22 protein-coding genes are annotated in these 21,446 nt (G+C 63.6%); 16 read left to right on the forward strand and 6 right to left on the reverse strand.

Going from position 1 to position 21,446, the window contains the following annotated elements; genetic code table 11:
- Nucleotides 1–17 precede the first annotated feature (17 nt).
- Nucleotides 18–494: a protein-export chaperone SecB gene (gene secB / locus AKG11_RS21090; protein WP_023513443.1), complete on the reverse strand. Its 477-nt coding sequence runs from the start codon at nucleotides 492–494 to the stop codon at nucleotides 18–20.
- A 69-nt stretch (nucleotides 495–563) separates the two neighbouring features.
- Entirely contained in the window at nucleotides 564–1,022 is a 459-nt protein-coding gene (locus AKG11_RS21095) for an FxsA family protein (protein WP_050745367.1), read from the reverse strand.
- A gap of 154 nt (nucleotides 1,023–1,176) precedes the next feature.
- Between AKG11_RS21095 and AKG11_RS21100 the strand changes: the two genes are divergently transcribed.
- The 5 genes from AKG11_RS21100 to gyrB all read left to right on the forward strand — a co-directional run bounded on the left by AKG11_RS21100 (nucleotide 1,177) and on the right by gyrB (nucleotide 6,516).
- Nucleotides 1,177–1,881, forward strand: coding sequence for a Tim44/TimA family putative adaptor protein (locus AKG11_RS21100; protein ID WP_023513445.1), 705 nt, complete (start codon nucleotides 1,177–1,179; stop codon nucleotides 1,879–1,881).
- A 14-nt stretch (nucleotides 1,882–1,895) separates the two neighbouring features.
- A complete protein-coding gene (locus AKG11_RS21105; RefSeq protein WP_050745368.1) occupies nucleotides 1,896–3,011 on the forward strand; it encodes a murein transglycosylase A in 1,116 nt (371 codons plus the stop codon).
- Nucleotides 2,998–3,573, forward strand: coding sequence for a Smr/MutS family protein (locus tag AKG11_RS21110; protein ID WP_050745369.1), 576 nt, complete (start codon nucleotides 2,998–3,000; stop codon nucleotides 3,571–3,573). The genes AKG11_RS21105 and AKG11_RS21110 overlap by 14 nt, the downstream gene beginning before the upstream one ends.
- A complete protein-coding gene (locus AKG11_RS21115) occupies nucleotides 3,570–3,950 on the forward strand; it encodes a helix-turn-helix domain-containing protein (protein WP_023513448.1) in 381 nt (126 codons plus the stop codon). The genes AKG11_RS21110 and AKG11_RS21115 overlap by 4 nt, the downstream gene beginning before the upstream one ends.
- Before the next feature lie 133 nt (nucleotides 3,951–4,083).
- Nucleotides 4,084–6,516: a DNA topoisomerase (ATP-hydrolyzing) subunit B gene (gyrB, locus tag AKG11_RS21120; RefSeq protein WP_024271283.1), complete on the forward strand. Its 2,433-nt coding sequence runs from the start codon at nucleotides 4,084–4,086 to the stop codon at nucleotides 6,514–6,516.
- Between the two features lie 150 nt (nucleotides 6,517–6,666).
- Here gyrB and AKG11_RS21125 read toward each other — a convergent pair whose 3' ends face one another.
- Complete coding sequence (locus AKG11_RS21125) at nucleotides 6,667–7,260, reverse strand: nitroreductase family protein (protein WP_050745370.1); 594 nt, start codon at nucleotides 7,258–7,260, stop codon at nucleotides 6,667–6,669.
- Between the two features lie 160 nt (nucleotides 7,261–7,420).
- On the opposite strand from AKG11_RS21125, the gene gabD reads away from it, so the two are divergent.
- Both gabD and AKG11_RS21135 read left to right on the forward strand, forming a co-directional pair.
- Entirely contained in the window at nucleotides 7,421–8,872 is a 1,452-nt protein-coding gene (gabD, locus tag AKG11_RS21130; protein ID WP_050745371.1) for an NADP-dependent succinate-semialdehyde dehydrogenase, read from the forward strand.
- A 64-nt stretch (nucleotides 8,873–8,936) separates the two neighbouring features.
- Nucleotides 8,937–9,737: an HpcH/HpaI aldolase family protein gene (locus AKG11_RS21135; protein ID WP_050745372.1), complete on the forward strand. Its 801-nt coding sequence runs from the start codon at nucleotides 8,937–8,939 to the stop codon at nucleotides 9,735–9,737.
- On the opposite strand, the gene AKG11_RS21140 is transcribed toward AKG11_RS21135, so the two are convergent.
- Complete coding sequence (locus tag AKG11_RS21140) at nucleotides 9,731–10,822, reverse strand: mannitol dehydrogenase family protein (protein ID WP_050745373.1); 1,092 nt, start codon at nucleotides 10,820–10,822, stop codon at nucleotides 9,731–9,733. The two genes, AKG11_RS21135 and AKG11_RS21140, sit on opposite strands and share 7 nt — an antisense overlap.
- A 10-nt stretch (nucleotides 10,823–10,832) precedes the next feature.
- Nucleotides 10,833–11,711: a GntR family transcriptional regulator gene (locus tag AKG11_RS21145; protein ID WP_050745374.1), complete on the reverse strand. Its 879-nt coding sequence runs from the start codon at nucleotides 11,709–11,711 to the stop codon at nucleotides 10,833–10,835.
- A gap of 194 nt (nucleotides 11,712–11,905) precedes the next feature.
- Here AKG11_RS21145 and AKG11_RS21150 point away from each other — a divergent pair, with 194 nt between their 5' ends.
- From AKG11_RS21150 to AKG11_RS21190, 9 genes are all read left to right on the forward strand, one after another.
- The gene (locus AKG11_RS21150; protein WP_050745375.1) at nucleotides 11,906–12,925 is read left to right on the forward strand and encodes an aldo/keto reductase; all 1,020 of its coding nucleotides are present in this window, start codon (nucleotides 11,906–11,908) and stop codon (nucleotides 12,923–12,925) included.
- A 39-nt stretch (nucleotides 12,926–12,964) separates the two neighbouring features.
- Complete coding sequence (locus AKG11_RS21155; RefSeq protein WP_023517126.1) at nucleotides 12,965–13,411, forward strand: RbsD/FucU family protein; 447 nt, start codon at nucleotides 12,965–12,967, stop codon at nucleotides 13,409–13,411.
- Nucleotides 13,412–13,620: 209 nt separating this feature from the next.
- Nucleotides 13,621–14,607, forward strand: a complete 987-nt coding sequence (locus AKG11_RS21160) for an ABC transporter substrate-binding protein (protein ID WP_023513416.1) — start codon at nucleotides 13,621–13,623, stop codon at nucleotides 14,605–14,607.
- Nucleotides 14,608–14,695: 88 nt separating this feature from the next.
- On the forward strand, nucleotides 14,696–16,249 hold the full coding sequence (locus tag AKG11_RS21165) for a sugar ABC transporter ATP-binding protein (protein WP_023513415.1): 1,554 nt from the start codon (nucleotides 14,696–14,698) through the stop codon (nucleotides 16,247–16,249).
- Between the two features lie 28 nt (nucleotides 16,250–16,277).
- Nucleotides 16,278–17,252, forward strand: coding sequence for an ABC transporter permease (locus AKG11_RS21170; RefSeq protein ID WP_023513414.1), 975 nt, complete (start codon nucleotides 16,278–16,280; stop codon nucleotides 17,250–17,252).
- A gap of 1 nt (nucleotide 17,253) precedes the next feature.
- A complete protein-coding gene (locus AKG11_RS21175; protein ID WP_050745376.1) occupies nucleotides 17,254–18,270 on the forward strand; it encodes a zinc-binding alcohol dehydrogenase family protein in 1,017 nt (338 codons plus the stop codon).
- A gap of 199 nt (nucleotides 18,271–18,469) precedes the next feature.
- Nucleotides 18,470–19,762 carry a polyhydroxyalkanoate depolymerase gene (gene phaZ / locus AKG11_RS21180; RefSeq protein ID WP_050745377.1) on the forward strand — a complete coding sequence of 431 codons (1,293 nt, stop codon included), beginning with the start codon at nucleotides 18,470–18,472 and terminating at the stop codon, nucleotides 19,760–19,762.
- 128 nt (nucleotides 19,763–19,890) lie between these two features.
- Entirely contained in the window at nucleotides 19,891–20,325 is a 435-nt protein-coding gene (locus tag AKG11_RS21185; RefSeq protein WP_050745378.1) for a DUF2852 domain-containing protein, read from the forward strand.
- A 95-nt stretch (nucleotides 20,326–20,420) separates the two neighbouring features.
- Nucleotides 20,421–21,182: a M48 family metallopeptidase gene (locus AKG11_RS21190; protein ID WP_050745379.1), complete on the forward strand. Its 762-nt coding sequence runs from the start codon at nucleotides 20,421–20,423 to the stop codon at nucleotides 21,180–21,182.
- A 24-nt stretch (nucleotides 21,183–21,206) separates the two neighbouring features.
- Here the strand turns inward: AKG11_RS21190 and AKG11_RS21195 are convergent, their stop codons facing one another.
- Nucleotides 21,207–21,404, reverse strand: a complete 198-nt coding sequence (locus AKG11_RS21195) for a YqaE/Pmp3 family membrane protein (RefSeq protein WP_023513829.1) — start codon at nucleotides 21,402–21,404, stop codon at nucleotides 21,207–21,209.
- Nucleotides 21,405–21,446: the final 42 nt, after the last annotated feature.

A 21,446-nucleotide genomic window follows, 5' to 3' on the forward strand; every position in this document is an offset into this window, starting at 1 on the left:
GAGTGAGGTTATCTGCCTTAGTTGGCGTTGACCTTGGCCTTGACCTGTTCTTCGGCCATGCGCTGGGTGAACATCTGCGCAAAGTCGATCGGGTCGATCATCAGCGGCGGGAAGCCGCCGTTGCGGGTTGCGTCGGAGATGATCTGGCGAGCGAAGGGGAAGAGCAGGCGCGGGCACTCGATGAAGAGAACCGGCAGCATGTGCTCCTGCGGGAAGCCGGTGACGCGGAAGACGCCGCCATAGGCGAGCTCGGCGTTGAAGAGCATCTTGTCGCCGTCCTTGGCTTCCGCGTTCAGCGAAAGAATGACGTCGAAGTCCGTCTCGGAGAGCGGGTTGGCATTGACGTTGACGCTGATGTTGATCGCCGGCGCCTTGTCACGGGCCTGGAGCGACCGCGGAGCACCCGGGTTTTCGAAGGAGAAGTCCTTCACGTACTGCGCCAGGATGTTGAGCGAGGGGCTCGCGGCGTTGTTCTCGGTTGCTGCGTCAGTCATGGAAGTATCCTCGGGGACTCTGGAAAGTCAGGCCATCTAGCATTTCAGCAGGGGGCTTACAACCCGCCGTCAGGGCCGGCCATCGCGATGGAAGTCGCTTTCATCGAGATCGATGGTGCGCTGGGGTTCCGTTTTCGGCTGGCTGCCGGGACGCGCGCCGCCGATATCGACAACCACGATGTTGCGCATCAGCCGGTTCCAGAGAAATGTACGCACCGGCGGCAGAAACAGGGCAAGGCCGAGGATGTCGGTCAGGAAGCCGGGGATCAACAGGAGGATACCCGCAATCATGATCATCGCCGCATCGAGCATTTCCTTGCCCGGCGCGCGGCCGTCCTGTCCGGACTGGCGCAGTCGTGCGAGCACGCCGAAGCCCTGGATGCGCATCAGCACGACACCGGCAATCGCCGAGAGCACGACCAGCGACAGGGTGGCGAAAAGGCCGATGCGCCGACCGACAACAATGAAGCAGGCGATTTCCGCCAGCGGCAGCACGAGAATGAGAAGGGGGATGAGGCGTCGAAGCATGGTCTTGACTGTCGCACAGATTCGCGCGGACCGATACTGCCGGTGCCATTTGCGCGCGCCTTGGTCGCATTCACGTCATCGCCATTTGAATGATCCGGTTTTGCGGACTATATGGGGAAGGAACAAGAAAAACGAAAACGGCTGCGGATCGATAATGGGCTCATTCGACTTTGTAACGATTTTTTTCCTGGTGGCTGCGGTGGTCATCTTCCTGCAGCTGCGCAGCGTGCTCGGCCGGCGCACCGGCAACGAGCGCCCGCCGTTCGATCCCTATTCCAAGCGCGAGGCCGCCGGCGAGACTGATTCGGCCGATCGCGGCAAGGTCGTCACCCTGCCGCGTCGGGATGGAACGGACGCGGACGAAAATCCCTATGCGTCCGTCGATAGCTTCGCCGCGCCGGGCACGCCGCTCAACGAGCAGCTTCGCCAGCTCGTCAAGGTCGATCCTTCCTTCAATCCGAAGGAATTCGTCAACGGTGCGCGCATGGCCTATGAAATGATCGTCGTCGCCTTCGCCGATGGCGACCGCAAGGCGCTGAAGAACCTGCTGTCGCGCGAGGTCTACGAAGGGTTCGACGCGGCCATTTCGGACCGTGAGAGCAAGGGCGAGGTCGTCCGCTCCAGCTTCGTCGGCATCGAGAAGGCCGACATCGTCAGCGCCGAGGCCAAGGACAGCGAGGCGAATGTGACGCTGCGCATCGTCAGCCAGCTGATCTCGGCCACCTACGACAAGGCCGGCACGCTGATCGAGGGCGATGCGGAAACGGTGGCAGAGGTCAACGACCTCTGGACCTTCGCCCGCGACACCCGCTCGCGTGATCCGAACTGGAAGCTGATCGCCACCGAATCGGAAGGCTGAGCGAGGCAAAGCCAATGGACTATCGCCTGGTTCCGGCCCGGTTTTCGGCGCTTCCCGGCTGGAACGAGGATGATCCGACAGCACTTCTTTCGGCCATGGCCCGCTGTCGCGATCACATCCGCACCGTAAAACCCTACAAGACAGGCTCGCTCGGCATTACCGCCGGCGAGCTTTTGACGTTGCTGGACGCAGCAGCCGACGAGAAGCCGCAAGGGCCTGCCGCGGTGCGTGCCTTCTTCGAGGCGCAGTGCGTGCCGTTCCTGATCGAGAAGGCGGATGGCTTGTCCGGTTTCGTCACCGCCTTCTACGAGCCGGAAGTCGCCGTAAGGACAACGCCGGACGCCGAATACCGCCATCCCTTCTATGCCCGGCCGGAAGACCTGGTCGATATCGACGACAACAATCGCCCGGCCGGTTTCCCGCCGGGCTTCGCGTTCGGGCTCGGGACGGACGATGGCATTGTCGAGCACCCCGACCGGGGCGAGATCGAGCGTGGCTTTCTCTCGGGTCGCGGGCTCGAGATTGCCTATGCCCGCTCGAAGGTGGACGTCTTCTTTGCCCATGTGCAGGGCGCTGCACGGCTCGTCTATCCGGACGGGTCGGTCAGGCAAATCACCTATGCGGCCAAGAGCGGCCATCCGTTTTCCGCGATCGGCAAGCTGCTGATCGACCGCGGCGAGATCGATGCGGCAACCGTCTCCATGGCCTCGATCCGCGACTGGCTGGCCCGCAACGAAGATCAGGTCGATGCCGTGCTCTGGCACAATCGCTCCTTCATCTTCTTCAAGGAGGCCGAGGTTACGGATCTGTCGCTCGGCCCGATCGCCGCGGCGAAAGTGCCGCTCGTTGCCGGCCGTTCGCTTGCGGTCGACCGGATGATCCACACCTTCGGGCTGCCCTTCTTCATTTCGAGCGACAGCCTCACCCATATGGATGAGGGCAAGCCCTTCCGCCGCCTGATGCTGGCGCTCGATACCGGAACGGCGATCGTCGGTCCGGCGCGCGGCGATATCTTCACCGGCTCGGGCGACGCGGCGGGCGCGCTGGCCGGCCATGTGCGCAATGCGGCGACCTTCCATATCCTCATGCCGAAGGCAGCGGCGGAGCGCTACCTCCATGCCAAAGGGTAAGACGCTCTCAAGCGAGGACCGTATCCTCTGGGGCAAGGTGGCGCGCAGCACGCGCGCGCTGCCGGGCAGGCTCGACGCATTGACGGAATTCGAGGAAGCCTTCGCGCAAAAGCCGGCGGCCGAAAAGCAGCCTGAACTGGAACCGAAGGAGAAGAAAAAATCCATCCAGGCCGACGAAGGAATCGCGCTGACCACCATCGGCCGCGACAAGGAGACCAGGCACCACCCGCTGGAGCGCCCGGTCAAGCGCAAGATTGCCAAGGGCCGCCTGGCGCTGGAAGCGCGTATCGACCTGCACGGCATGGTCCAGAGCGAGGCGCACGGTTTCCTGCTCGGTTTTCTCATCCGCGCGCATGAGCGTGGCCTGCGCCATGTGCTTGTCATCACCGGCAAGGGCACCTCGCTCGGCAGCGACGGCGCGCTGAAGCGGGCGGTGCCGCTGTGGTTCTCCCTGCCGGAGTTCCGCCCGCTGATCTCCTCCTACGAGCCGGCGGCGCGCAACCATGGCGGCGACGGCGCGCTCTATGTGCGGCTTGCCCGGCACCCGGGAGACAAACGATGACGACACCTTTCGGCAAGGCGGTGCGGCATCTGCGCGATCGCAAGGGCGTTTCGCAGAAGGACATGGCCAAGGCGCTCGGCGTCAGCCCCGCCTATCTCTCGGCGCTGGAAAACGGCAAGCGCGGCACGCCGAGCTTCGATTTTCTCCAACGGGTGGCCGGATATTTCAATGTCATCTGGGACGAGGCGGAAGAACTGTTCCGCATTGCCCGGATTTCCGATCCGCGCGTTGTGGTGGATACGGCGGGCCTTCCGCCGGAATACACCGCCTTTGCCAACCGGCTTTCGGCGGAAATCCGCGACCTGCCGCCCGAGACGGTGCGCCGTCTTGCCGGTATTCTGGAAAAAGCATGCAATAACCGGGTAAAACCCGGCTGATTCCCTGAATTCTGCCGTGTTTTCCCGCTCTCAGATTTGGAACTTCAGGGCAAGAACCCTATATTCAAGCACTTGGAAAGCGGTGATTCGCCGCGCTTCCCGCCTTCCGCGAACACTCTGGAAAGACGTTTGAATGACTGACACACCCGAGACCGATAACGGCCCGGCCGAATATGGCGCAGATTCGATCAAGGTCCTCAAGGGGCTTGATGCGGTGCGCAAGCGTCCCGGCATGTATATCGGCGATACCGATGACGGCTCGGGCCTGCACCACATGGTTTACGAGGTCGTCGACAACGCGATCGACGAGGCGCTTGCCGGCCATGCGGATATCGTGACGGTCACGCTCAATCCGGACGGGTCCGTGACGGTGACCGACAACGGCCGTGGTATCCCGACCGATATCCATAAGGAAGAGGGCGTCTCCGCCGCCGAGGTCATCATGACCCAGCTGCATGCCGGCGGTAAATTCGACCAGAATTCCTACAAGGTGTCCGGTGGTCTGCACGGCGTCGGCGTTTCGGTGGTGAACGCGCTTTCGATCAAGCTGAAGCTGAAGATCCGCCGCGCGGGCAAGATTCACGAGATGAGCTTCACCCATGGCGTGGCCGATGGCCCGTTGACGGTGACAGGCGAGTGCGGCAGCGAGACCGGCACGGAAGTGACGTTCCTCCCCTCGACCGAGACCTTCTCGAATATCGATTTCAACTACGGGACGCTGGAACACCGTCTGCGCGAGCTCGCCTTCCTGAATTCCGGCGTGCGCATCCTGCTCACCGATCGCCGTCATTCGGATATCAAGCAGGACGAGTTGATGTACGAGGGTGGTCTCGAAGCCTTCGTGACCTATCTCGACCGGGCGAAGAAGCCGCTGGTCTCCAAGCCCATTGCGATCAGGGGCGAGAAGGACGGCATCACCGTCGAAGTCGCAATGTGGTGGAACGACAGCTACCACGAGAACGTGCTCTGCTTCACCAACAACATTCCCCAGCGCGACGGCGGCACGCACATGGCGGGCTTCCGCGGCGCGCTGACCCGCCAGGTCGTTTCCTATGCCGATACATCCGGCATCACCAAGAAGGAGAAGGTGACGCTGCAGGGTGAGGACTGCCGCGAAGGCCTGACGGCGGTTCTGTCGGTCAAGGTTCCCGATCCGAAATTCTCCTCGCAGACCAAGGACAAGCTGGTTTCCTCCGAAGTTCGGCCGGCCGTGGAAAACCTCGTCAACGAGGCGCTTTCCACCTGGTTCGAGGAGCATCCTGCCGATGCCAAGACGCTTGTCGGCAAGGTGGTCGAGGCCGCCGCCGCCCGCGAGGCTGCGCGCAAGGCGCGCGAGCTGACGCGGCGCAAGGGCGCCCTCGACATCTCGTCGCTGCCTGGAAAGCTCGCCGACTGCTCCGAGCGCGACCCGGCCAAGTCCGAAGTCTTTCTCGTCGAGGGCGATTCGGCCGGTGGGTCGGCCAAACAGGGGCGTTCGCGCGAGAACCAGGCGATCCTTCCGTTGCGCGGAAAGATTCTCAATGTCGAGCGCGCGCGCTTCGACAAGATGCTGTCCAGCCAGGAAATCGGTACGTTGATCACCGCGCTTGGCACCTCGATCGGCAAGGACGAGTTCAACGCCGACAAGCTGCGCTACCACAAGATCATCATCATGACGGACGCAGACGTCGATGGCGCGCATATCCGTACCCTGCTATTGACCTTCTTCTTCCGGCAGATGCCGGAGCTGATCGAGCGTGGTCACCTCTACATCGCCCAGCCCCCGCTCTATAAGGTGGCGCGCGGCAAATCGAGCCAGTACCTGAAGAACGAGAAGGCGCTGGAAGACTATCTCGTCACCGCCGGCCTCGACGACGCGGCGCTGGAACTGAGCTCTGGCGAAGTGCGTGCCGGCCAGGACATCCTGGAACTGATCCAGGATGCGCTGCGCCTGCGCACGCTGCTCGACGGCCTGCATTCGCGCTACAATCGCGCGATCATCGAGCAGGCGGCCATTGCCGGTGCGCTGAACCTCGAACTCAGCCACGACCGCGAGGCCTACGCCGCCAAGGCGGAAGACGTCGCCCGCCGGCTCGATCTCATCGCGGAAGAGACGGAGCGCGGCTGGACCGGATCCGTCGCCACCGATGGTGGCTTGCGTTTCGAGCGCATGGTGCGCGGCGTCAAGGAATTCGCCCATATCGACATGGCGCTGATCGGCTCGGCCGATGCCCGCCATATCGACCAGCTGTCCGCCCGCTTCCACGAGATCTATGCCGTGCCGCCGGCACTGCGCCGCAAGGACGGCCAGGTCGAGATTTCCGGTCCGCGCGCGCTGCTCGACGCCGTCTTCGCTGCTGGCCGCAAAGGCCTTTCCATGCAGCGCTACAAGGGCCTTGGCGAGATGAATGCCGAGCAGCTCTGGGAAACGACGCTCGATCCGAACGTCCGCTCGCTGCTGCAGGTGAAGGTGACGGACGCGACGGATGCCGATGGTCTCTTCGCCCGCCTGATGGGCGACGAGGTGGAGCCACGCCGTGACTTCATCCAGGAAAACGCTCTCAGCGTTGCCAATCTCGATATCTAAGCAAGAGAGCCGCCGAAAGGCGGCTTTCTTCTATCGAAAAGATATTGCCCCTCCTGCGCCACGGTCATCCTGATCCGGCCATCCACGCTTCAACCGCGACGGTAGATCCTCGGGCCTTGGCCCGAGGTTGGTGGCACAGGGCAAGCCGCCTCAGCGCGCGAATTGCCCCTCGGAGACGAACTCTTCCACCTTCTTGCGCCCGCTCGGTACCTCGCGTTTCATGAGGTCCTCCGGCAGTGTCTCCTTCGGCGCGATTTTGCCGATCGCCATTGCCGCCTCGACGCGAAAATTCTCGGGTACGCCGAGGACTTCTCTTGCCTTCTCGCGGTCGATACCCCCCATGCCATGGGAATGGTAGCCGGCGCGCGTCGCCTCCAGGGCGAGATAGGCCCAGGCGGCACCCGTGTCGAAGGCGTGCGTATAGGCCGGGCGCATTTCGCCGGCGGCGTTTGCCCGGTGGGTCTGCGAGATGATCACGGCGAGCACGGCAGCCTTGTCCGCCCAGCGGCGGTTGCCCTCGTCCAGCGTGTTGTAGATGCGCTCGAAAGCCTCGGTGCCGCGGTGGCCGTAGACGAAGCGCCAGGGCTGGCCGTTGGCCGCAGAGGGCGCCCAGCGCGCCGCCTCGAACAGCGACAGCAGCGTTTCCTGCGGCATCGCCTCGCCGGTAAAGGCGCGGGGCGACCAGCGGTCGAGATAGATGGGGTCGATGGCGTGGTCCGCAGTGCGGCCGGTGGGATGGGTCATTGCAAGCCTCGAATGTCAGTTCTGCCGGCCGACCTTAGACCCGGCGGTGCGTCGCGCGAAGCGGTAAAATCGCGTCTCTGTCGCATTGTCGAACCGGTGGGGGAGGCAATATAACCCTTCCGACATGTGAGAAACGGCATCGCGAAATGGGAGATATCCGATGAGCCTCAAAGACCCGAGCTTGCTGCGTCAGGCAGCCCTCGTTGGCACCCGCTGGATCGAGGCAGACGGCAGCGGCATTGCTGTGAAGAACCCGGCAACGGGCGAGCTGGTCGGCTATGTACCGAAGCTCGGCGCCAAGGAGACGAAGGAGGCGATCGACGCCGCGGCCGCCGCCCAGAAGGGCTGGGCCGCGCGCACCGCCAAGGAGCGCTCGGCCGTGCTGCGCAAGTGGTTCGAGCTGATGATCGAGAACAAGGACGATCTCGGCCGCATCCTGACGATGGAACAGGGCAAGCCGCTCGCCGAGGCGACCGGTGAAATCGTCTATGGTGCAAGCTTCGTCGAATGGTTCGCCGAAGAAGCCCGCCGCCTTTACGGCGATATCGTGCCCGGCCACCAGAAGGACAAGCGCATCCTCGTGATGAAGCAGCCGATCGGGGTCGTCGCGGCCATCACGCCGTGGAACTTCCCGAACGCCATGATCACCCGCAAGGCCGGCCCGGCGTTCGCCGCCGGCTGCGCCATGGTGCTGAAGCCTGCTTCGCAGACCCCCTTTTCGGCCATCGCCATCGCCATCCTCGCCGAACGGGCCGGCCTTCCCGCGGGCCTCTTCTCGGTCATCACCGGCTCCGCCCGTGAGATCGGTGCGGAGCTGACGGCCAACCCGACCGTGCGCAAGCTCACCTTCACCGGTTCCACGGAAATCGGCGCCGAGCTTTACAAGCAGTGCGCCCCGACCATCAAGAAGCTCGGCCTGGAACTTGGCGGCAACGCTCCCTTCATCGTCTTCGATGACGCCGACCTCGATGCGGCCGTCGAAGGCGCGTTGATCGCGAAATTCCGCAACAATGGCCAGACTTGCGTCTGCGCCAACCGTATCTATGTGCAGGATGCCGTCTATGATGCCTTCTCCGAGAAGCTCGCCGCCGCGGTCGGCAAGCTGAAGACCGGCAACGGTTTCGACGACGGCGTCGTGCTCGGCCCGCTGATCGACCAGGCAGCGCTCGAAAAGGTCGAGGAGCATGTTTCCGATGCGGTGAAAAAGGGCGGCCGCGTGGTGCAGGGCGGCAAGCGCCATGCACTCGGCGGCACATTCTACGAGGCGACCGTCATTGCCAACGTGACGCCCGACATGGCCGTCGCCCGCGAGGAGACCTTCGGCCCCGTCGCTCCGCTCTTCCGCTTTACGGACGAGGACGACGTCATCGCCCAGGCAAATGACACGGAGTTCGGCCTTGCTTCCTACTTCTACGCCAAGGAGCTGTCGCGTGTCTTCCGTGTCGCCGAGGCGCTGGAATATGGCATGGTCGGCGTCAATACCGGCCTGATCTCGACGGCGGAAGCGCCATTCGGCGGCGTCAAGCTTTCCGGCCTCGGCCGCGAGGGTTCGAGATACGGCATCGAGGAGTTCACCGAGATCAAGTATGTCTGCCTCGGCGGCATCGCCTGAGATCGGACAGCAGCAAGAATCCGGCCGGCATCGTCCGGCCGGTTTTGTTTTGAGAGGGAAAATCGTGGCAGCACCGAAAAATACCTTCAAGGCCGCGCTCCGCGAAGGCCGGTTCCAGCTCGGCCTGTGGGCGGCGCTCGGCAGTGCCTATGCGGCGGAAATCCTGTCCGGCAGCGGTTATGATTGGCTGCTGATCGACGGCGAGCACGGGCCGAACGACATGCCGCTGATCAGCGCACAGGTCGGTGCGTTGCGCCACTCGCCGACCCACGCCATGGTCCGCCCGCCGATGGGCGAGGCGTGGATGTTGAAGCAGCTGCTCGACCAGGGCGCGCAGACCTTTCTCATTCCCATGGTCGAATCGGCAGCGGAGGCGGAGGCGCTGGTGCGCGCCGTGCGCTATCCGCCGCACGGCATTCGCGGTGTCGGTGCCGGTCTCGGCCGTGCAAGCGACTTCAACCGCACGGCGGACTATCTGAAGACTGCCAATGACGAGATCTGCCTCATCGTGCAGGTCGAAAGCCGGGCTGGCCTGGCCGCGATCGATGAAATCGCGGCGGTGGAGGGCGTCGACGGTATCTTCATCGGCCCTTCGGACCTGGCCGCGGACATGGGGCTTCTCGGTAATCCCGGCGCGCCGGAGGTGCTTGCGGCGATCACCCATATCTTCGCGCGCACGAAGGCCCACGGCAAGGCGCGCGGCATCATGACCGTGTCGCTGCCCCAGGCAGCGGTCTACCGTGATCTCGGTGCGGATTTCATGGCGATCGGCACCGACGTCAATTGCCTTGTATCGGCTGTCGAGACCCTGCGCCGCAGCTTCCTTGGCGAAGAGGAAACGGAAAAGCGCGGCGGTGGCTACTGACCACCGGCAATTGCAGCCAGCCTTGGCATCGGCACACCCGGTGCCCAGGCTAGGAAATCGCCGATGCGGCGAACGCGCTTCTCCGCATGGTGGTTGGCGATATCGCTGAGGCGGTGCTCGAGGAAGGGATTGTCGAAGCGCTCCAGGGTCGCTGCGACGTAGGCTTCCGCCTCCCGGCCGAGCCCCCTGTCGGCAAAGCCGGGTACCACCTCGTCGTGGTAGATCGCCAGAAGCCTGCGCCGGACGTCGGCCTCGGCGAGAATGGCTTTGACTGTCTCCTCCTTCGGCCTTTTCTCCGCCAGCCAGATGTCAGCCAGCACCGTATGGCCGAGATTGAGGATGTGCAGCTTGAGCTTCTCGTAGGGTGTCAGGTCGTCGACAAGGCGGATGTCCGCATGTCTGCACGGCACCGTCAGGCCCGGCTGGGTCTCGATCGCCCAGAGCGCGTAGGGCTCCGCGATGGCCCCGGCCGGTTCCAGCGGTTCGGAAACGATGCGGTCGACCAGCGTGTTGCCCCAGATCACGCTTTCGGACAGCCAGTTGCGAAAATCGGACTCCGGGTAACGATCGCCCTGCAGGTCGAGGATAAGCCGCTTCAGCACATCGCCGTTCCGCGAAACGAGCTCGCAGGGCAGGAGGGTCAGCTCGCGCCGGTTCGCCGCGAAACGGTCGTGGAGAAGCGCCAGCAGCTTGCCGGGAAAGGAAGCCGGGACAGGGCCGGCGAGATCGTCTGGGCCTACCATGTAACCGGTGTCCCCGGTATTGGAGAGCACGACCTCGGCCTCGTCGCAAAAGATCTTCCTTACCGTCTCCCAGTCGTTCGCCGCCGAAAGCGTGCGCGCGACGCTGGTGATCCGCTGCTCGCGGTTGACCTCGTGCCCGTCCTTCCGCCCGCGGATGATCACCGGATAGCCGCCTGGCGCTGCGAGCGCGGCAAGGCGTCCCGCCCGTTCCGGGGCGCCCGTGGTCTGGATGACCGTGATGCGGCCGAGGGCCTCGCCCCTTTTCAGCGCCTCGTCGATGAAAAGGTCCGCATGCGCCTGCAGGAAGCGGCTGGTTCCGAATTGCAGGATGGGTGTGCCCATGCCGTCCTCGTCAGTTGATCGATTGCAAAAGTGTTTCGCGCGCGGATTTCAGGTGCTGCCGGCAGGCCAGCTCGATCTCGATCGGATCGCGTGAACGCAGCGCCGCGATGTAGGCAAGGTGTTCTTCCAGCGCCCTTGCATTGCGCTCGCGGGCATTCGTCTTGTTCCACTGGTAGTGATAGTGGAAGACGATCGCGATGACGTCGTAGAAATCGACGATGAAGCGGTTCTTCGAGGCCCGGTGCACGAGGAGGTGGAAGCGCTCGTCGAGTTCGGAGAAATCGAGGTAGCGGTTTTCGATATCGGCCAGGATGGCATGGTGCATCGCCTCGATCGTGTCGAGTTCCTGCCAGGCTGGATGATCCTCCGGAAGGCGGGCGAAGGCGTTGGCCGAGCGCAGCTCGAACATCTCGCGCACTTCCGTCAATTCGAGCGCGAAGTCTCGTGTGAAGCCCTTCAGCACCCAATGGCTGTTCGGCCGCTTCTCGATCAGGCCGAACCGGCTGAAGCGGATAAGGAATTCGCGTACGCTCGTCGTGCCGATTCCGATCTCGCGGGCAAGTTCCAGTTCGTTGATCTGCATGCCCGGCTCGGCACCGCCGGCGAGAATGCGGCGCATGAAGCTGCGCTCGATGATCTCGGAAAGCGAATCCGTTTCCTCGGTCGGAAAATAATCTCCGGCGACCGGCTTGCGCAGCACGATCTTGCGCCGCTTCTCCCAGGTCAGCAGACCGGCCTCCTCCAGCCGGGTGAGGATCGCGCGGACGGTCGTGCGGCTGACGCCGAGCGTGGCGCCGAGTTCCGGCTCCGAGGGCAGGTTTGGCGTCTGCTCCAGGAGTTTCAGGCAGCGATTGAAGGCATCTTTGAAGACGGTGTTCTGTTTGGCCATGGGTGCCGCCGGTTCTGTGGTCTGCTGTTGCGTCCCTTACTGATTGCCCGGGCGAAAGGCCAGACGCCGGCCGCTTGGCATGCCGGTGCCGTCATCCTCCCGTTTCCTCTTTCTTGCATATTACCCATTGACGGCAATCTGTCTATTGTCGATAAAAGACAAATAATGGCGAGAGGACGCCGACGGGAGGTTCGATGAAAACGCGTATCGTCGGCAGGACAGGCCTGGCTGTGACCGAATTCAGTTTCGGCACCGCAGCGCTTGGCGGTCTCTACCGGGCGTGCCCGCGCGATGCGGCGATGGAAACGCTGGAGGCGGCCTGGGACGAGGGTCTGCGTTACTTCGATACTGCGCCCTGGTACGGTTTCGGCCTTGCGGAGCGCCGCACCGGCGATTTCCTGCGCGACAAGCCGAGCGGCAGCTGGGTTCTGTCCAGCAAGGTCGGCCGCGTCATGATTCCCGTCGCCGACGACAAGGTGCCGAGCTACGGCTACGTCGATCCGCTGCCTTTCGACGTGCGCTACGACTACAGCTATGACGGCATCATGCGGTCCGTCGAACTCAGCCATGCCCGCCTCGGGCTCAACCGCATCGATATCCTCTATGTGCACGATATCGGCGTCTATACACACGGCGCCGAGCGCAACGCGTTCCATCTGCGCCAGCTGCTCGAGACGGGTCTGAAAGCCCTGGAGGAACTGAAGGCGTCGGGCGTGATCAAAGCCTATGGGCTTGGCGTCAACGAGGTGCCGGTCTGCCTCGATGTGCTTGCGAAGGCCGATCTCGATTGCATCCTGCTGGCCGGCCGCTATACGCTGCTCGACCGTTCGGCGGCCGCGGACCTGCTGCCGCTGTGCGAGAAGAAGGGCACGTCCCTGGTGGTGGGCGGCGTCTTCAATTCCGGCATTCTGGCGACGGGACCGGTGGACGGCGCGCATTTCGACTACATGCCGGCGACGCCGGATATCGCGGCCAAGGTTGGTGCGATGATGGCGATCGCGCAGCAAGGCGGCGTGCCGCTCGCTGCGCCCGCGCTCCAGTTTCCGCTCAATCATCCGGCCGTTGCCTCGGTGCTGATCGGCACGGCAAAACCGCAGAGCCTGCGACGCAACATGGCGCTTGCGCGCATGGATCTGCCGAAAGAGATTTACCCGGCTTTCGAGCCGCATATAGTGGTTGCGCCGGAACTCGGGGAAAACGCCGTCCGGCAATGATTTTAATCTGGGATTTTGATCTGGGAGGATCGCTAGGGCATGTTGAAAGGCATTCATCCGTTGCTCGGGCCGGATCTGCTGCACGCCATCCGGACCATGGGCCACGGCGACGACATCGTCATCGCCGACGCCAATTTCCCGTCGAGTTTCCTCGGCCCGAAGGTCATCCGAGCGGATGGGGTCGATGCCGTGTCGATCACGGAAGCCATTCTCGCGCATATGCCGCTCGATACTTTCGTGCCGGAGGCCGCCTGGCGCATGGAGGTGGTCGGCGATCCCGACGCGGTGCCTGAGGTCTGCGCGACCTTTCAGGATCTCGTCCATCGGCTGGCTGGTGATTTCAAGGTGCATGCGGTCGAGCGTTTCGCTTTCTACGAGATGGCGAAGAAGGCGGCCTATATCGTCGCCACGACGGAGTTCCGTCTCTATGGCAATATCATTCTGAAGAAGGGTGTCGTGCACCCGCACGAGATTTTTCAGGCCTAGCCGCCCGGCGGCCACCGTTTGGGAGGACGGATGGCATGGACTGGAGCATTTTCGAGAGCAGCATTCTGGTGAAACGTCCTTCGCTTGCCAGCAAAGGCAGACAGGTGTAGCCTGACTACAAAATGTTTTTTATCGATAAAAGATCGAGTTGTTCGCTTCCCGCGACACGATCCCAACAGGAACGGGAAGCATTTGAGAGGAGAAACCTGATGAGCATTGTAAGATCGCTTCTGTCTCGCCGCGCCTTCACGGCGCTCGCGGGTGCCGCAGTCCTCGCCACCATGAGCCCCGCCGCGTCCTTCGCGCAGGATGTCACCATTCCGATCATCGTCAAGGACACGACGTCCTTCTACTGGCAGATCGTGCTCGCCGGCGCGCGCGCGGCCGGCAAGGACCTCGGCGTCAACGTGCCGGAACTCGGCGCGCAGTCGGAATCCGATATCAACGGGCAAATCAGCATCCTCGAAAATGCCGTGGCCGGCAGCCCGGCCGCCGTCGTCATCTCGCCGACGGAGTTCAAGGCGCTCGGCAAGCCGGTCGACGAGGCGGCCAAGGCGGTGCCGATCATCGGCATCGATTCGGGCGCCGATTCCAAGGCCTTCACCTCGTTCCTGACGACGGATAACGTCCAGGGTGGCCGCATCGCCGCAGACGGGCTTGCCGCGGCGATCAAGGCTGCCACCGGCAAGGAAGAAGGCGAGATCGCCATCATCACCAGCCTGCCGGGCGTCGGTTCGCTCGACCAGCGCCGCGAAGGCTTCCTCGACCAGATCAAGACGAAATATCCGGGTCTGACCGTGGTGGCGGACAAATATGCGGACGGCCAGGCCACGACCGGCCTCAACATGATGACCGACCTCATCACCGCGAACCCGAACCTCGTCGGCGTCTTCGCCTCCAACCTCATCATGGCGCAGGGCGTCGGCCAGGCGATCGCGGAAAACAAGCTCGGCGAGAAGATCAAGGTCATCGGCTTCGACAGCGATGAAAAGACTGTCGGTTTCCTCAAGGAAGGGGTGCTTGCCGGCCTCGTCGTGCAGGATCCCTACCGCATGGGCTATGACGGCGTGAAGACGGCGCTTGCCGTTTCCAAGGGCGAGAAGGTCGAAGCCTTCGTCGATACCGGCGCAAACCTCGTGACCAAGGAGAACATGGCCGATCCGAAGATCGACGCCCTGCTCAACCCGAAGATCTGATCGCTTGCCGCAAAGCATTTGACGATCTGCCCGCCCGGGCCGCAGGATTCGGGCGGGACGCTTTCCACGCAGTCAGGAGGAGACAGCGATGAGCAGCCTGGAAGAGCTTAGCCATCGGCATGAGGACGAGGCGAAGCTCGCCGAATCCGAAGCGGTGCCGCGCGGCGCGCCCATCCTCGAATTGCGTGGGCTGCAGAAGAAATACGGCCTCGTGGAAGCGCTGAAACCGGCGACGATCGCGTTTCTGGCCGGCGAGATCCACGCCATCGTCGGCGAAAACGGCGCCGGCAAGTCCACCCTCATCAAGCTCCTGACCGGCGTCATCCGCCGCACGGCGGGTGACGTCTTCTGGTGTGGCAAGCCCGTGCAGCTGGCGACCCCGAACGAGGCGATCTCCCGTGGCATCAATGCCGTGCACCAGGAGGTCGTGCTCTGCCCGCATCTTTCGGTGGCGGCCAACATGTTTCTCGGCGACGAGATGAACCGCTACGGCCTGATGCGCAAGGCGGCCATGGAGCGTGCGGCTCAGGCGGTGCTCGACGATCTCGGCTTCCAGCTTCCCGCCGGCGCGCTCCTCGGCAGCCTCACCATCGGCCAGCAGCAGCTGGTCGCCACCGCCAAGGCGGCCATGCGCGGCATCCGCTTCCTCATCTTCGACGAACCGACCGCCTATCTGACGCGCCAGGAATCCGCCCAGCTCTTCCGTCTCATTCGCCGGCTACGCGACCAGGGCGTGACGATCGTCTATATCAGCCACCGCATGGAGGAGGTCTTCGAGCTGGCCGACCGCGTCTCGGTGCTGCGCGACGGCACCCATGTCGGCACGCGCCTGATCGGCGAGACCAATGAGAACGAGCTGATCGCGCTGATGATCAACCGTTCGATCGAACAGATCTACCACAAGGAAAAGGTGCCGGCCGGCAAGGTCATCGTCGAGACGCGTGGCCTGTCCGGTCCGGGTTTCAGCGATGTGTCGCTTTCCGTGCGCGCCGGCGAGATCGTCGGCCTCTACGGCCTCATCGGTGCCGGCCGCAGCGAGTTTGCCCTCGGCCTCTATGGTCGCCAGCCGGTCTCGGCCGGCGAGATCTTCTGGGATGGCGCGAAGGTCGATATCCGCAACGAGCGCCAGGCGATGGACCTCGGCATCGCGCTTGCCCCGGAAAGCCGGCGCGACCAGGGCCTCTGCCTCAACCTGCCGATCGGCCTCAACATCAACCTGCCGGTCTTCAGGACGCTGAGCTCGGGCCTGACGATCCGCCGCGGCGACGAGGCCGCGAATGCCGACCGCCAGATCCGCGATTTGCGTATCAAGACGCCGTCGCGCCACGTGCTCGCTTCCGCCATGTCCGGCGGCAACCAGCAGAAGATCGTCATCGGCAAGTGGTTGAGCCACGGTGCGCGGCTGTTCATCTTCGACGAGCCGACCGTCGGCGTCGATGTCGGCACCAAGGCGGAAATCTACCGCCTGTTCGGCGAACTCCTGAAGCAGGGCGCCGGCATCATCCTCATCTCGTCCTACTTGCCGGAAGTCTATGAACTTTCCGACCGGCTGCATGTCTTCAGGGGCGGCCGGCTCGTCGCCAGCCACGACCACCGGGCGGCCACCCATGAGGACGTCCTGACCCAGGCCATCGGCATCTGAATCGCCGCGCGAAAAAAGGGAGAAGAACATGAGCGTGGAAACGACGACGGAAAGCGCACCGGCCCCCAGGAAGGGCACGAACATCCTGCTCGGCCTGACCCTTCTCGGGCTGCTGCTGTTCCTCTGGCTGCTGCTCGGCCTTTCGACCAATGCCTTCTGGACACCGAACAACATCAGCAACCTGCTGCGCCAGGGGGCGATGACGGCAATCCTGGCGGTCGGCCAGACCTTCGTCATCATCACCGCCGGTATCGACCTCTCGGTCGGGGCCATCGTCGGCTTCACCAGCGTCATCGTCGCCTGGCTGCTGCAGGCCGGCGTGCCGCTCTGGCTGTCGATCATCCTGACGTTGCTGATCGGCGTCGCCATTGGCGCCTTCCACGGCTTCGGCATCGTGCGCATGGGCCTGCCGCCCTTCATCATCACGCTGGCGACGCTGACCTCGCTGCGCGGCATCGGCCTGCTCATCACCAACGGCTCGACGATCTCGATCAGCCACGAGGGTTTCACGAATTTCTCCCGCGCCGATTTCCTCGGCGTGCCGAGCCTGTTCTGGATGGTCATCCTGGTGGCCATCCCCGCCTTCGTCTTCCTGCATCTCTCGCGCTGGGGCCGCTATCTCTTCGCGGTCGGCTCGAACAGCGAGGCGGCGCGCCTTTCCGGCGTCAATGTCAACCGCACCATCTACCTCGCCTATATCCTGTCGGCGACCTGCGCCGCCTTTGTCGGCCTGCTGCTCGCCTCGCGCATCGGCATCGGCAATGCCACGCAGGCGGAAGGCTGGGAGCTGCAGGCGATCGCCTCGTCGGTGATCGGCGGAACCAGCCTCTTCGGCGCGGTCGGCTCGGTGCACGGGCCGCTGCTCGGCGCCTTCATCCTCGCAACCATCAACAACGGCGCGAACCTCCTCAACATCAACTCCTTCTGGCAGCGCATCATCACGGGGCTCCTCATCATCGTCATCGTCTATTTCGATCAGCTGCGCCGTCGCGGAAGCCGTTGAGATGAAAGCCGTCGTCTGTGTGGAACCCGGTCGCCTCGAAGCGGTCGAGCGTGAGAGCCCCGCCGACCTGCCGGAGGGCTGGGTGCGCGTCGCCGTCAGCCATGTCGGCATTTGCGGCACCGATTATCATATCTTCGAGGGCAAGCACCCGTTCCTCGACTATCCCCGGGTGATGGGCCACGAGGTCTCGGCCACCGTCCTCGATCCGGGCACGAGCCAGCTTGTTGCCGGTGCATCCGTCGTCGTGAATCCCTACCTTTCCTGCGGCACCTGCGTGGCTTGCCGGCAGGGCAAACCGAACTGCTGCACGGCGATCCGCGTGCTCGGCGTGCATACCGACGGCGCCTTCTGCGAGGAGATCCTGCTGCCGGCGGACAACCTCTATCCGGCCGACGGCCTCTCGCTGGAGGCGGCGGCGACCGTGGAATTCCTGGCGATCGGTGCCCATGCGGTGCGCCGGTCCCTGGCGCCCGCCGGTTCGCGCGCCCTTGTCATCGGCGCCGGCCCGATCGGGCTCGGTACGGCGCTCTTCTCGCGTATTGCCGGTCATGACGTCACCTTGATGGATACTTCGACCGAGCGGCTTGCCATGGCGGCGGAGCGTTTTGGCCTGGTGAAGGGCATCCTTGCCGGCTCCGATGCGGCGGCCGCGGTGCTCGCGGCCACAGGCGGTGAAGGCTTCGATGTCGTCTTCGATGCGACGGGTTATGCGAAATCCATGGAGGCTGCCTTCCACCATGTCGCCCATGGCGGTGCGCTTGTGCTGGTTTCCGTGGTGAAGGAAGAGATCCGTTTTTCCGACCCGGAGTTTCACAAGCGCGAAATGATGCTGATCAGCAGCCGCAATGCCACACGTGTCGATTTCGAGCATGTAATGGAGAGCATCCGCACCGGTCGCGTGCCGGTCGAGGCGCTGGTGACCCATCGCACCACGCTTGCACATGTCCCGGTCGACCTTTCTCGGTGGGCGACCGAAAAATCGGGCCTGATCAAGGCGATTGTGCGTGTGGCGGGCTGAAAAAGGCCGGCGGAACGTCGAAAACGCGATGAAAAGCCTGAAATCCGTTCATGCCCGCGAAAGGTTCACAGGTTTAGGATGTCCGTGCGGCGTGTTGCCACGCAGCGAAAACATGTTAGTCTTTTCGCATCTGCGGAAACCGGGGTGACACGGTGCAGAGGGCGCTCAGCCCCGCACCCAGAATGGGGTATCGCGTCCGATGTATTATCAGCTCTACGAACTCAACCATGCGGTGATGGCGCCCTGGCGCGCTGTGGCGGACCAGATGCGCATCGCCTTCCGCAACCCGCTCAATCCGGTTTCCCATACCTATTTCGGCCGCACCATGGCTGCCGGCTTCGAGGTTCTCGAGCGCACCACCCGGCGCTACGGCAAGCCTGAATTCGATCTTCCCACCACGCTCATCGACGGCCAGAGCGTTTCCGTGCACGAAAAGATCGTCTGGCAGCGCCCGTTCTGCAATCTCATCCATTTCGAGCGCTGTTTGCCGGCCGGTCATCGCAAGGACCCGAAGGTCCTGATCGTCGCGCCGATGTCGGGCCACTATGCGACGCTGCTGCGCGGTACGGTCGAGGCGCTGCTGCCGCATGCGGAGGTCCACATCACCGACTGGGTGGATGCGCGCATGGTGCCACTGTCGGACGGCGGTTTCGATCTCGACGACTATATCGACTACGTCATCCAGATGCTGCATGCGCTGGGGCCGGATACCCATGTCGTTGCCGTCTGCCAGCCGGCAGTGCCGGTGCTGGCGGCCGTTGCGGTCATGGAAGCCGACAACGACCCGCTGTCGCCCTCCACCATGACGCTGATGGGCGGGCCGATCGACACGCGCATCAACCCGACCGCCGTCAACAAGCTGGCGGAAGAAAAGCCGATCGAATGGTTCCGCGACAATGTCATCATGCCCGTTCCGTGGCCGCAGCCCGGCTTCATGCGCATGGTCTATCCGGGCTTCCTGCAATTGTCGGGCTTCATGTCGATGAATCTCGACCGCCATGTCATCGCCCACAAGGAATTCTTCGCCCATCTCGTGAAGAACGACGGCGACGCGGCGGAAAAGCATCGTGACTTCTACGACGAATATCTTGCCGTCATGGATCTCACCGCCGAATTCTACCTCCAGACGGTCGAGACCGTGTTCATGAAACACGCGCTGCCGAAGGGTGAGATGATGCACCGCGGGCGTCCTGTCGACACGACGGCAATCCGCAAGGTGGCGCTGCTCACCGTCGAGGGCGAGAACGACGATATCTCGGGCGTCGGCCAGACGAAGGCGGCGCAGACGATCTGCACCAACATTCCCGATGACATGCGCATGCATTACATGCAGCCGGATGTCGGCCACTACGGCGTCTTCAACGGTTCGCGTTTCCGCCGGGAGATTGCTCCGCGCATCCTCTCCTTCATTGCCGAACATGCCCGCAGCGCAAAGGTGAAGCCGGCCGCGCCGCGCGTCATCAAGGGTGGCAAGGCCAGCGGCGGCGCCTGATTTTTCAGTCCTCTTTCAGGCGCTTGCCCGAATTCACAGGGCATCGTCTTGAATGCGATGGGCGGTCTAACCACATCGGATTCACCGGAAACCGAGGTGGTTTCCGTCGATCGTGAGGAAGATTGCACATGAACCAGTCAGCGCTCATTCGTCCGGACTGGACGCCTGCGACCATCGCCCTGATGGTGCTCGGCTTCGTGGTGTTCTGGCCGCTCGGCCTTGCCATGCTCGCCTACATCATCTTCGGCGACCGTCTGAAATCCTTCAAGAAAGACGCCAACGACACCGTCGACGGCATGTTCGCCTTCTGCCGGGGCAAGTTCGGCCGCCGCGGTGGTTCCGCTTTCCGTAGCGCCACCGGCAATGTCGCCTTCGACGACTGGCGCGATGCCGAGCTCTCCCGCCTCGACGAGGAACGCCGCAAGCTCGACGAGATGCGTGAAGAATTCGACTCCTATGTCCGCGAGCTTCGCCGGGCAAAGGATCAGGAAGAATTCGACCGCTTCATGCGCGAGCGCCGCGCCAACGGCCAGGGCGACGTTCCGGGCTTTCCGGCGACCTGACACCGTCTGAGCGGATGAGATGAAGACCGGCGCCTCGAGCGCCGGTTTTTCGTCGGGGCATTCCAGTTTCAGCCGAATCGGCTATGAAAGGCAGTATGTTCTCCTCGCTTCGCAAGCCCAGAAAGGCCCTGAAGACGCCGCCTCCACCGGAGCGGCGGGAAATGGACGTCAACGGCAAGCGCCTGCCGCTCACCATAAGGCGGGATTTTCGCGCGACACGGCTGACCCTGCGCATCGAGCCGGGCGGGCGGGCACTGCGCATGACGGTGCCGAGCGGCATTGCCGAGCGCGAGATCCGCGATTTCCTCGATCGGCACCAGGGCTGGCTGATGACGAAGCTCGCCAAGTTCCGTACGACGAACGAACTCATGGACGGCGGCTACGTGATGATCCGCGGCGTCTCCCACCGCATCGAGGCGACCGGCCGCCTGCGCGGCCTGACGGAGGCCCTGGTTGTCGATGATGAAGCGGTGCTGCGCGTCGGCGGCATGGAGGAGAGCATTCCCCGTCGTATCTGCGATTTCCTGAAGAAGGAGGCCCGGCTGGAGCTGGAACGGCTCGTCGCCGTGCATGCCGGCCGCATCGGCAAACGCGTGAAGTCGCTGACGCTGCGCGATACCCGCAGCCGCTGGGGCTCCTGCTCGGCGGATGGCGCACTCAGCTTCTCCTGGCGCATCGCCATGGCGCCGCCTGGCGTGATCGATTATCTCGCCGCCCACGAGGTGGCGCATCTCAGGGAAATGAACCACAGCCCGGCCTTCTGGGCGTTGTGCGAGCAGCTCTGCCCGAAGACCGAGGATGCCAAGCGCTGGCTGAAGCGCAATGGCAGCCTGCTGCATGCGGTTGATTTCGGCTGAAGCGGTTTTGACCGGAAGGACTGGTCAGCGGCCGCGATCGGCCAGCGCCTCGCGGATTTTCCTGTCCGTATTGTACTGCCCCAGCGCATAGACCGCCCAGATGGCCGCCGGCAGCCAGCCGATCAGCGTGATCTGCAGGATGAGGCAGATGATGCCGGCAATCGGCCGCCCGATGGTGAAAAACACGAGGAAGGGCAGCAGGATGGCAATGATGAGCCGCATGGGGATCTCCAAACTAGGGTCCCCCTCCATATGGGCCTGTTC

This window comes from Shinella sp. SUS2 (assembly GCF_001262505.1).
In the GTDB taxonomy this organism is placed as follows: domain Bacteria; phylum Pseudomonadota; class Alphaproteobacteria; order Rhizobiales; family Rhizobiaceae; genus Shinella.

Coding starts and splice junctions, on each gene's coding strand:
- secB (WP_023513443.1), bottom strand. CDS start 494: ATGACTGACGCAGCAACCGAGAACAACGCCGCGAGCCCCTCGCTCAAC.
- AKG11_RS21095 (WP_050745367.1), bottom strand. CDS start 1,022: ATGCTTCGACGCCTCATCCCCCTTCTCATTCTCGTGCTGCCGCTGGCG.
- AKG11_RS21100 (WP_023513445.1), top strand. CDS start 1,177: ATGGGCTCATTCGACTTTGTAACGATTTTTTTCCTGGTGGCTGCGGTG.
- AKG11_RS21105 (WP_050745368.1), top strand. CDS start 1,896: ATGGACTATCGCCTGGTTCCGGCCCGGTTTTCGGCGCTTCCCGGCTGG.
- AKG11_RS21110 (WP_050745369.1), top strand. CDS start 2,998: ATGCCAAAGGGTAAGACGCTCTCAAGCGAGGACCGTATCCTCTGGGGC.
- AKG11_RS21115 (WP_023513448.1), top strand. CDS start 3,570: ATGACGACACCTTTCGGCAAGGCGGTGCGGCATCTGCGCGATCGCAAG.
- gyrB (WP_024271283.1), top strand. CDS start 4,084: ATGACTGACACACCCGAGACCGATAACGGCCCGGCCGAATATGGCGCA.
- AKG11_RS21125 (WP_050745370.1), bottom strand. CDS start 7,260: ATGACCCATCCCACCGGCCGCACTGCGGACCACGCCATCGACCCCATC.
- gabD (WP_050745371.1), top strand. CDS start 7,421: ATGAGCCTCAAAGACCCGAGCTTGCTGCGTCAGGCAGCCCTCGTTGGC.
- AKG11_RS21140 (WP_050745373.1), bottom strand. CDS start 10,822: ATGGGCACACCCATCCTGCAATTCGGAACCAGCCGCTTCCTGCAGGCG.
- AKG11_RS21145 (WP_050745374.1), bottom strand. CDS start 11,711: ATGGCCAAACAGAACACCGTCTTCAAAGATGCCTTCAATCGCTGCCTG.
- AKG11_RS21150 (WP_050745375.1), top strand. CDS start 11,906: ATGAAAACGCGTATCGTCGGCAGGACAGGCCTGGCTGTGACCGAATTC.
- AKG11_RS21155 (WP_023517126.1), top strand. CDS start 12,965: ATGTTGAAAGGCATTCATCCGTTGCTCGGGCCGGATCTGCTGCACGCC.
- AKG11_RS21160 (WP_023513416.1), top strand. CDS start 13,621: ATGAGCATTGTAAGATCGCTTCTGTCTCGCCGCGCCTTCACGGCGCTC.
- AKG11_RS21165 (WP_023513415.1), top strand. CDS start 14,696: ATGAGCAGCCTGGAAGAGCTTAGCCATCGGCATGAGGACGAGGCGAAG.
- AKG11_RS21170 (WP_023513414.1), top strand. CDS start 16,278: ATGAGCGTGGAAACGACGACGGAAAGCGCACCGGCCCCCAGGAAGGGC.
- AKG11_RS21175 (WP_050745376.1), top strand. CDS start 17,254: ATGAAAGCCGTCGTCTGTGTGGAACCCGGTCGCCTCGAAGCGGTCGAG.
- phaZ (WP_050745377.1), top strand. CDS start 18,470: ATGTATTATCAGCTCTACGAACTCAACCATGCGGTGATGGCGCCCTGG.
- AKG11_RS21185 (WP_050745378.1), top strand. CDS start 19,891: ATGAACCAGTCAGCGCTCATTCGTCCGGACTGGACGCCTGCGACCATC.
- AKG11_RS21190 (WP_050745379.1), top strand. CDS start 20,421: ATGTTCTCCTCGCTTCGCAAGCCCAGAAAGGCCCTGAAGACGCCGCCT.
- AKG11_RS21195 (WP_023513829.1), bottom strand. CDS start 21,404: ATGCGGCTCATCATTGCCATCCTGCTGCCCTTCCTCGTGTTTTTCACC.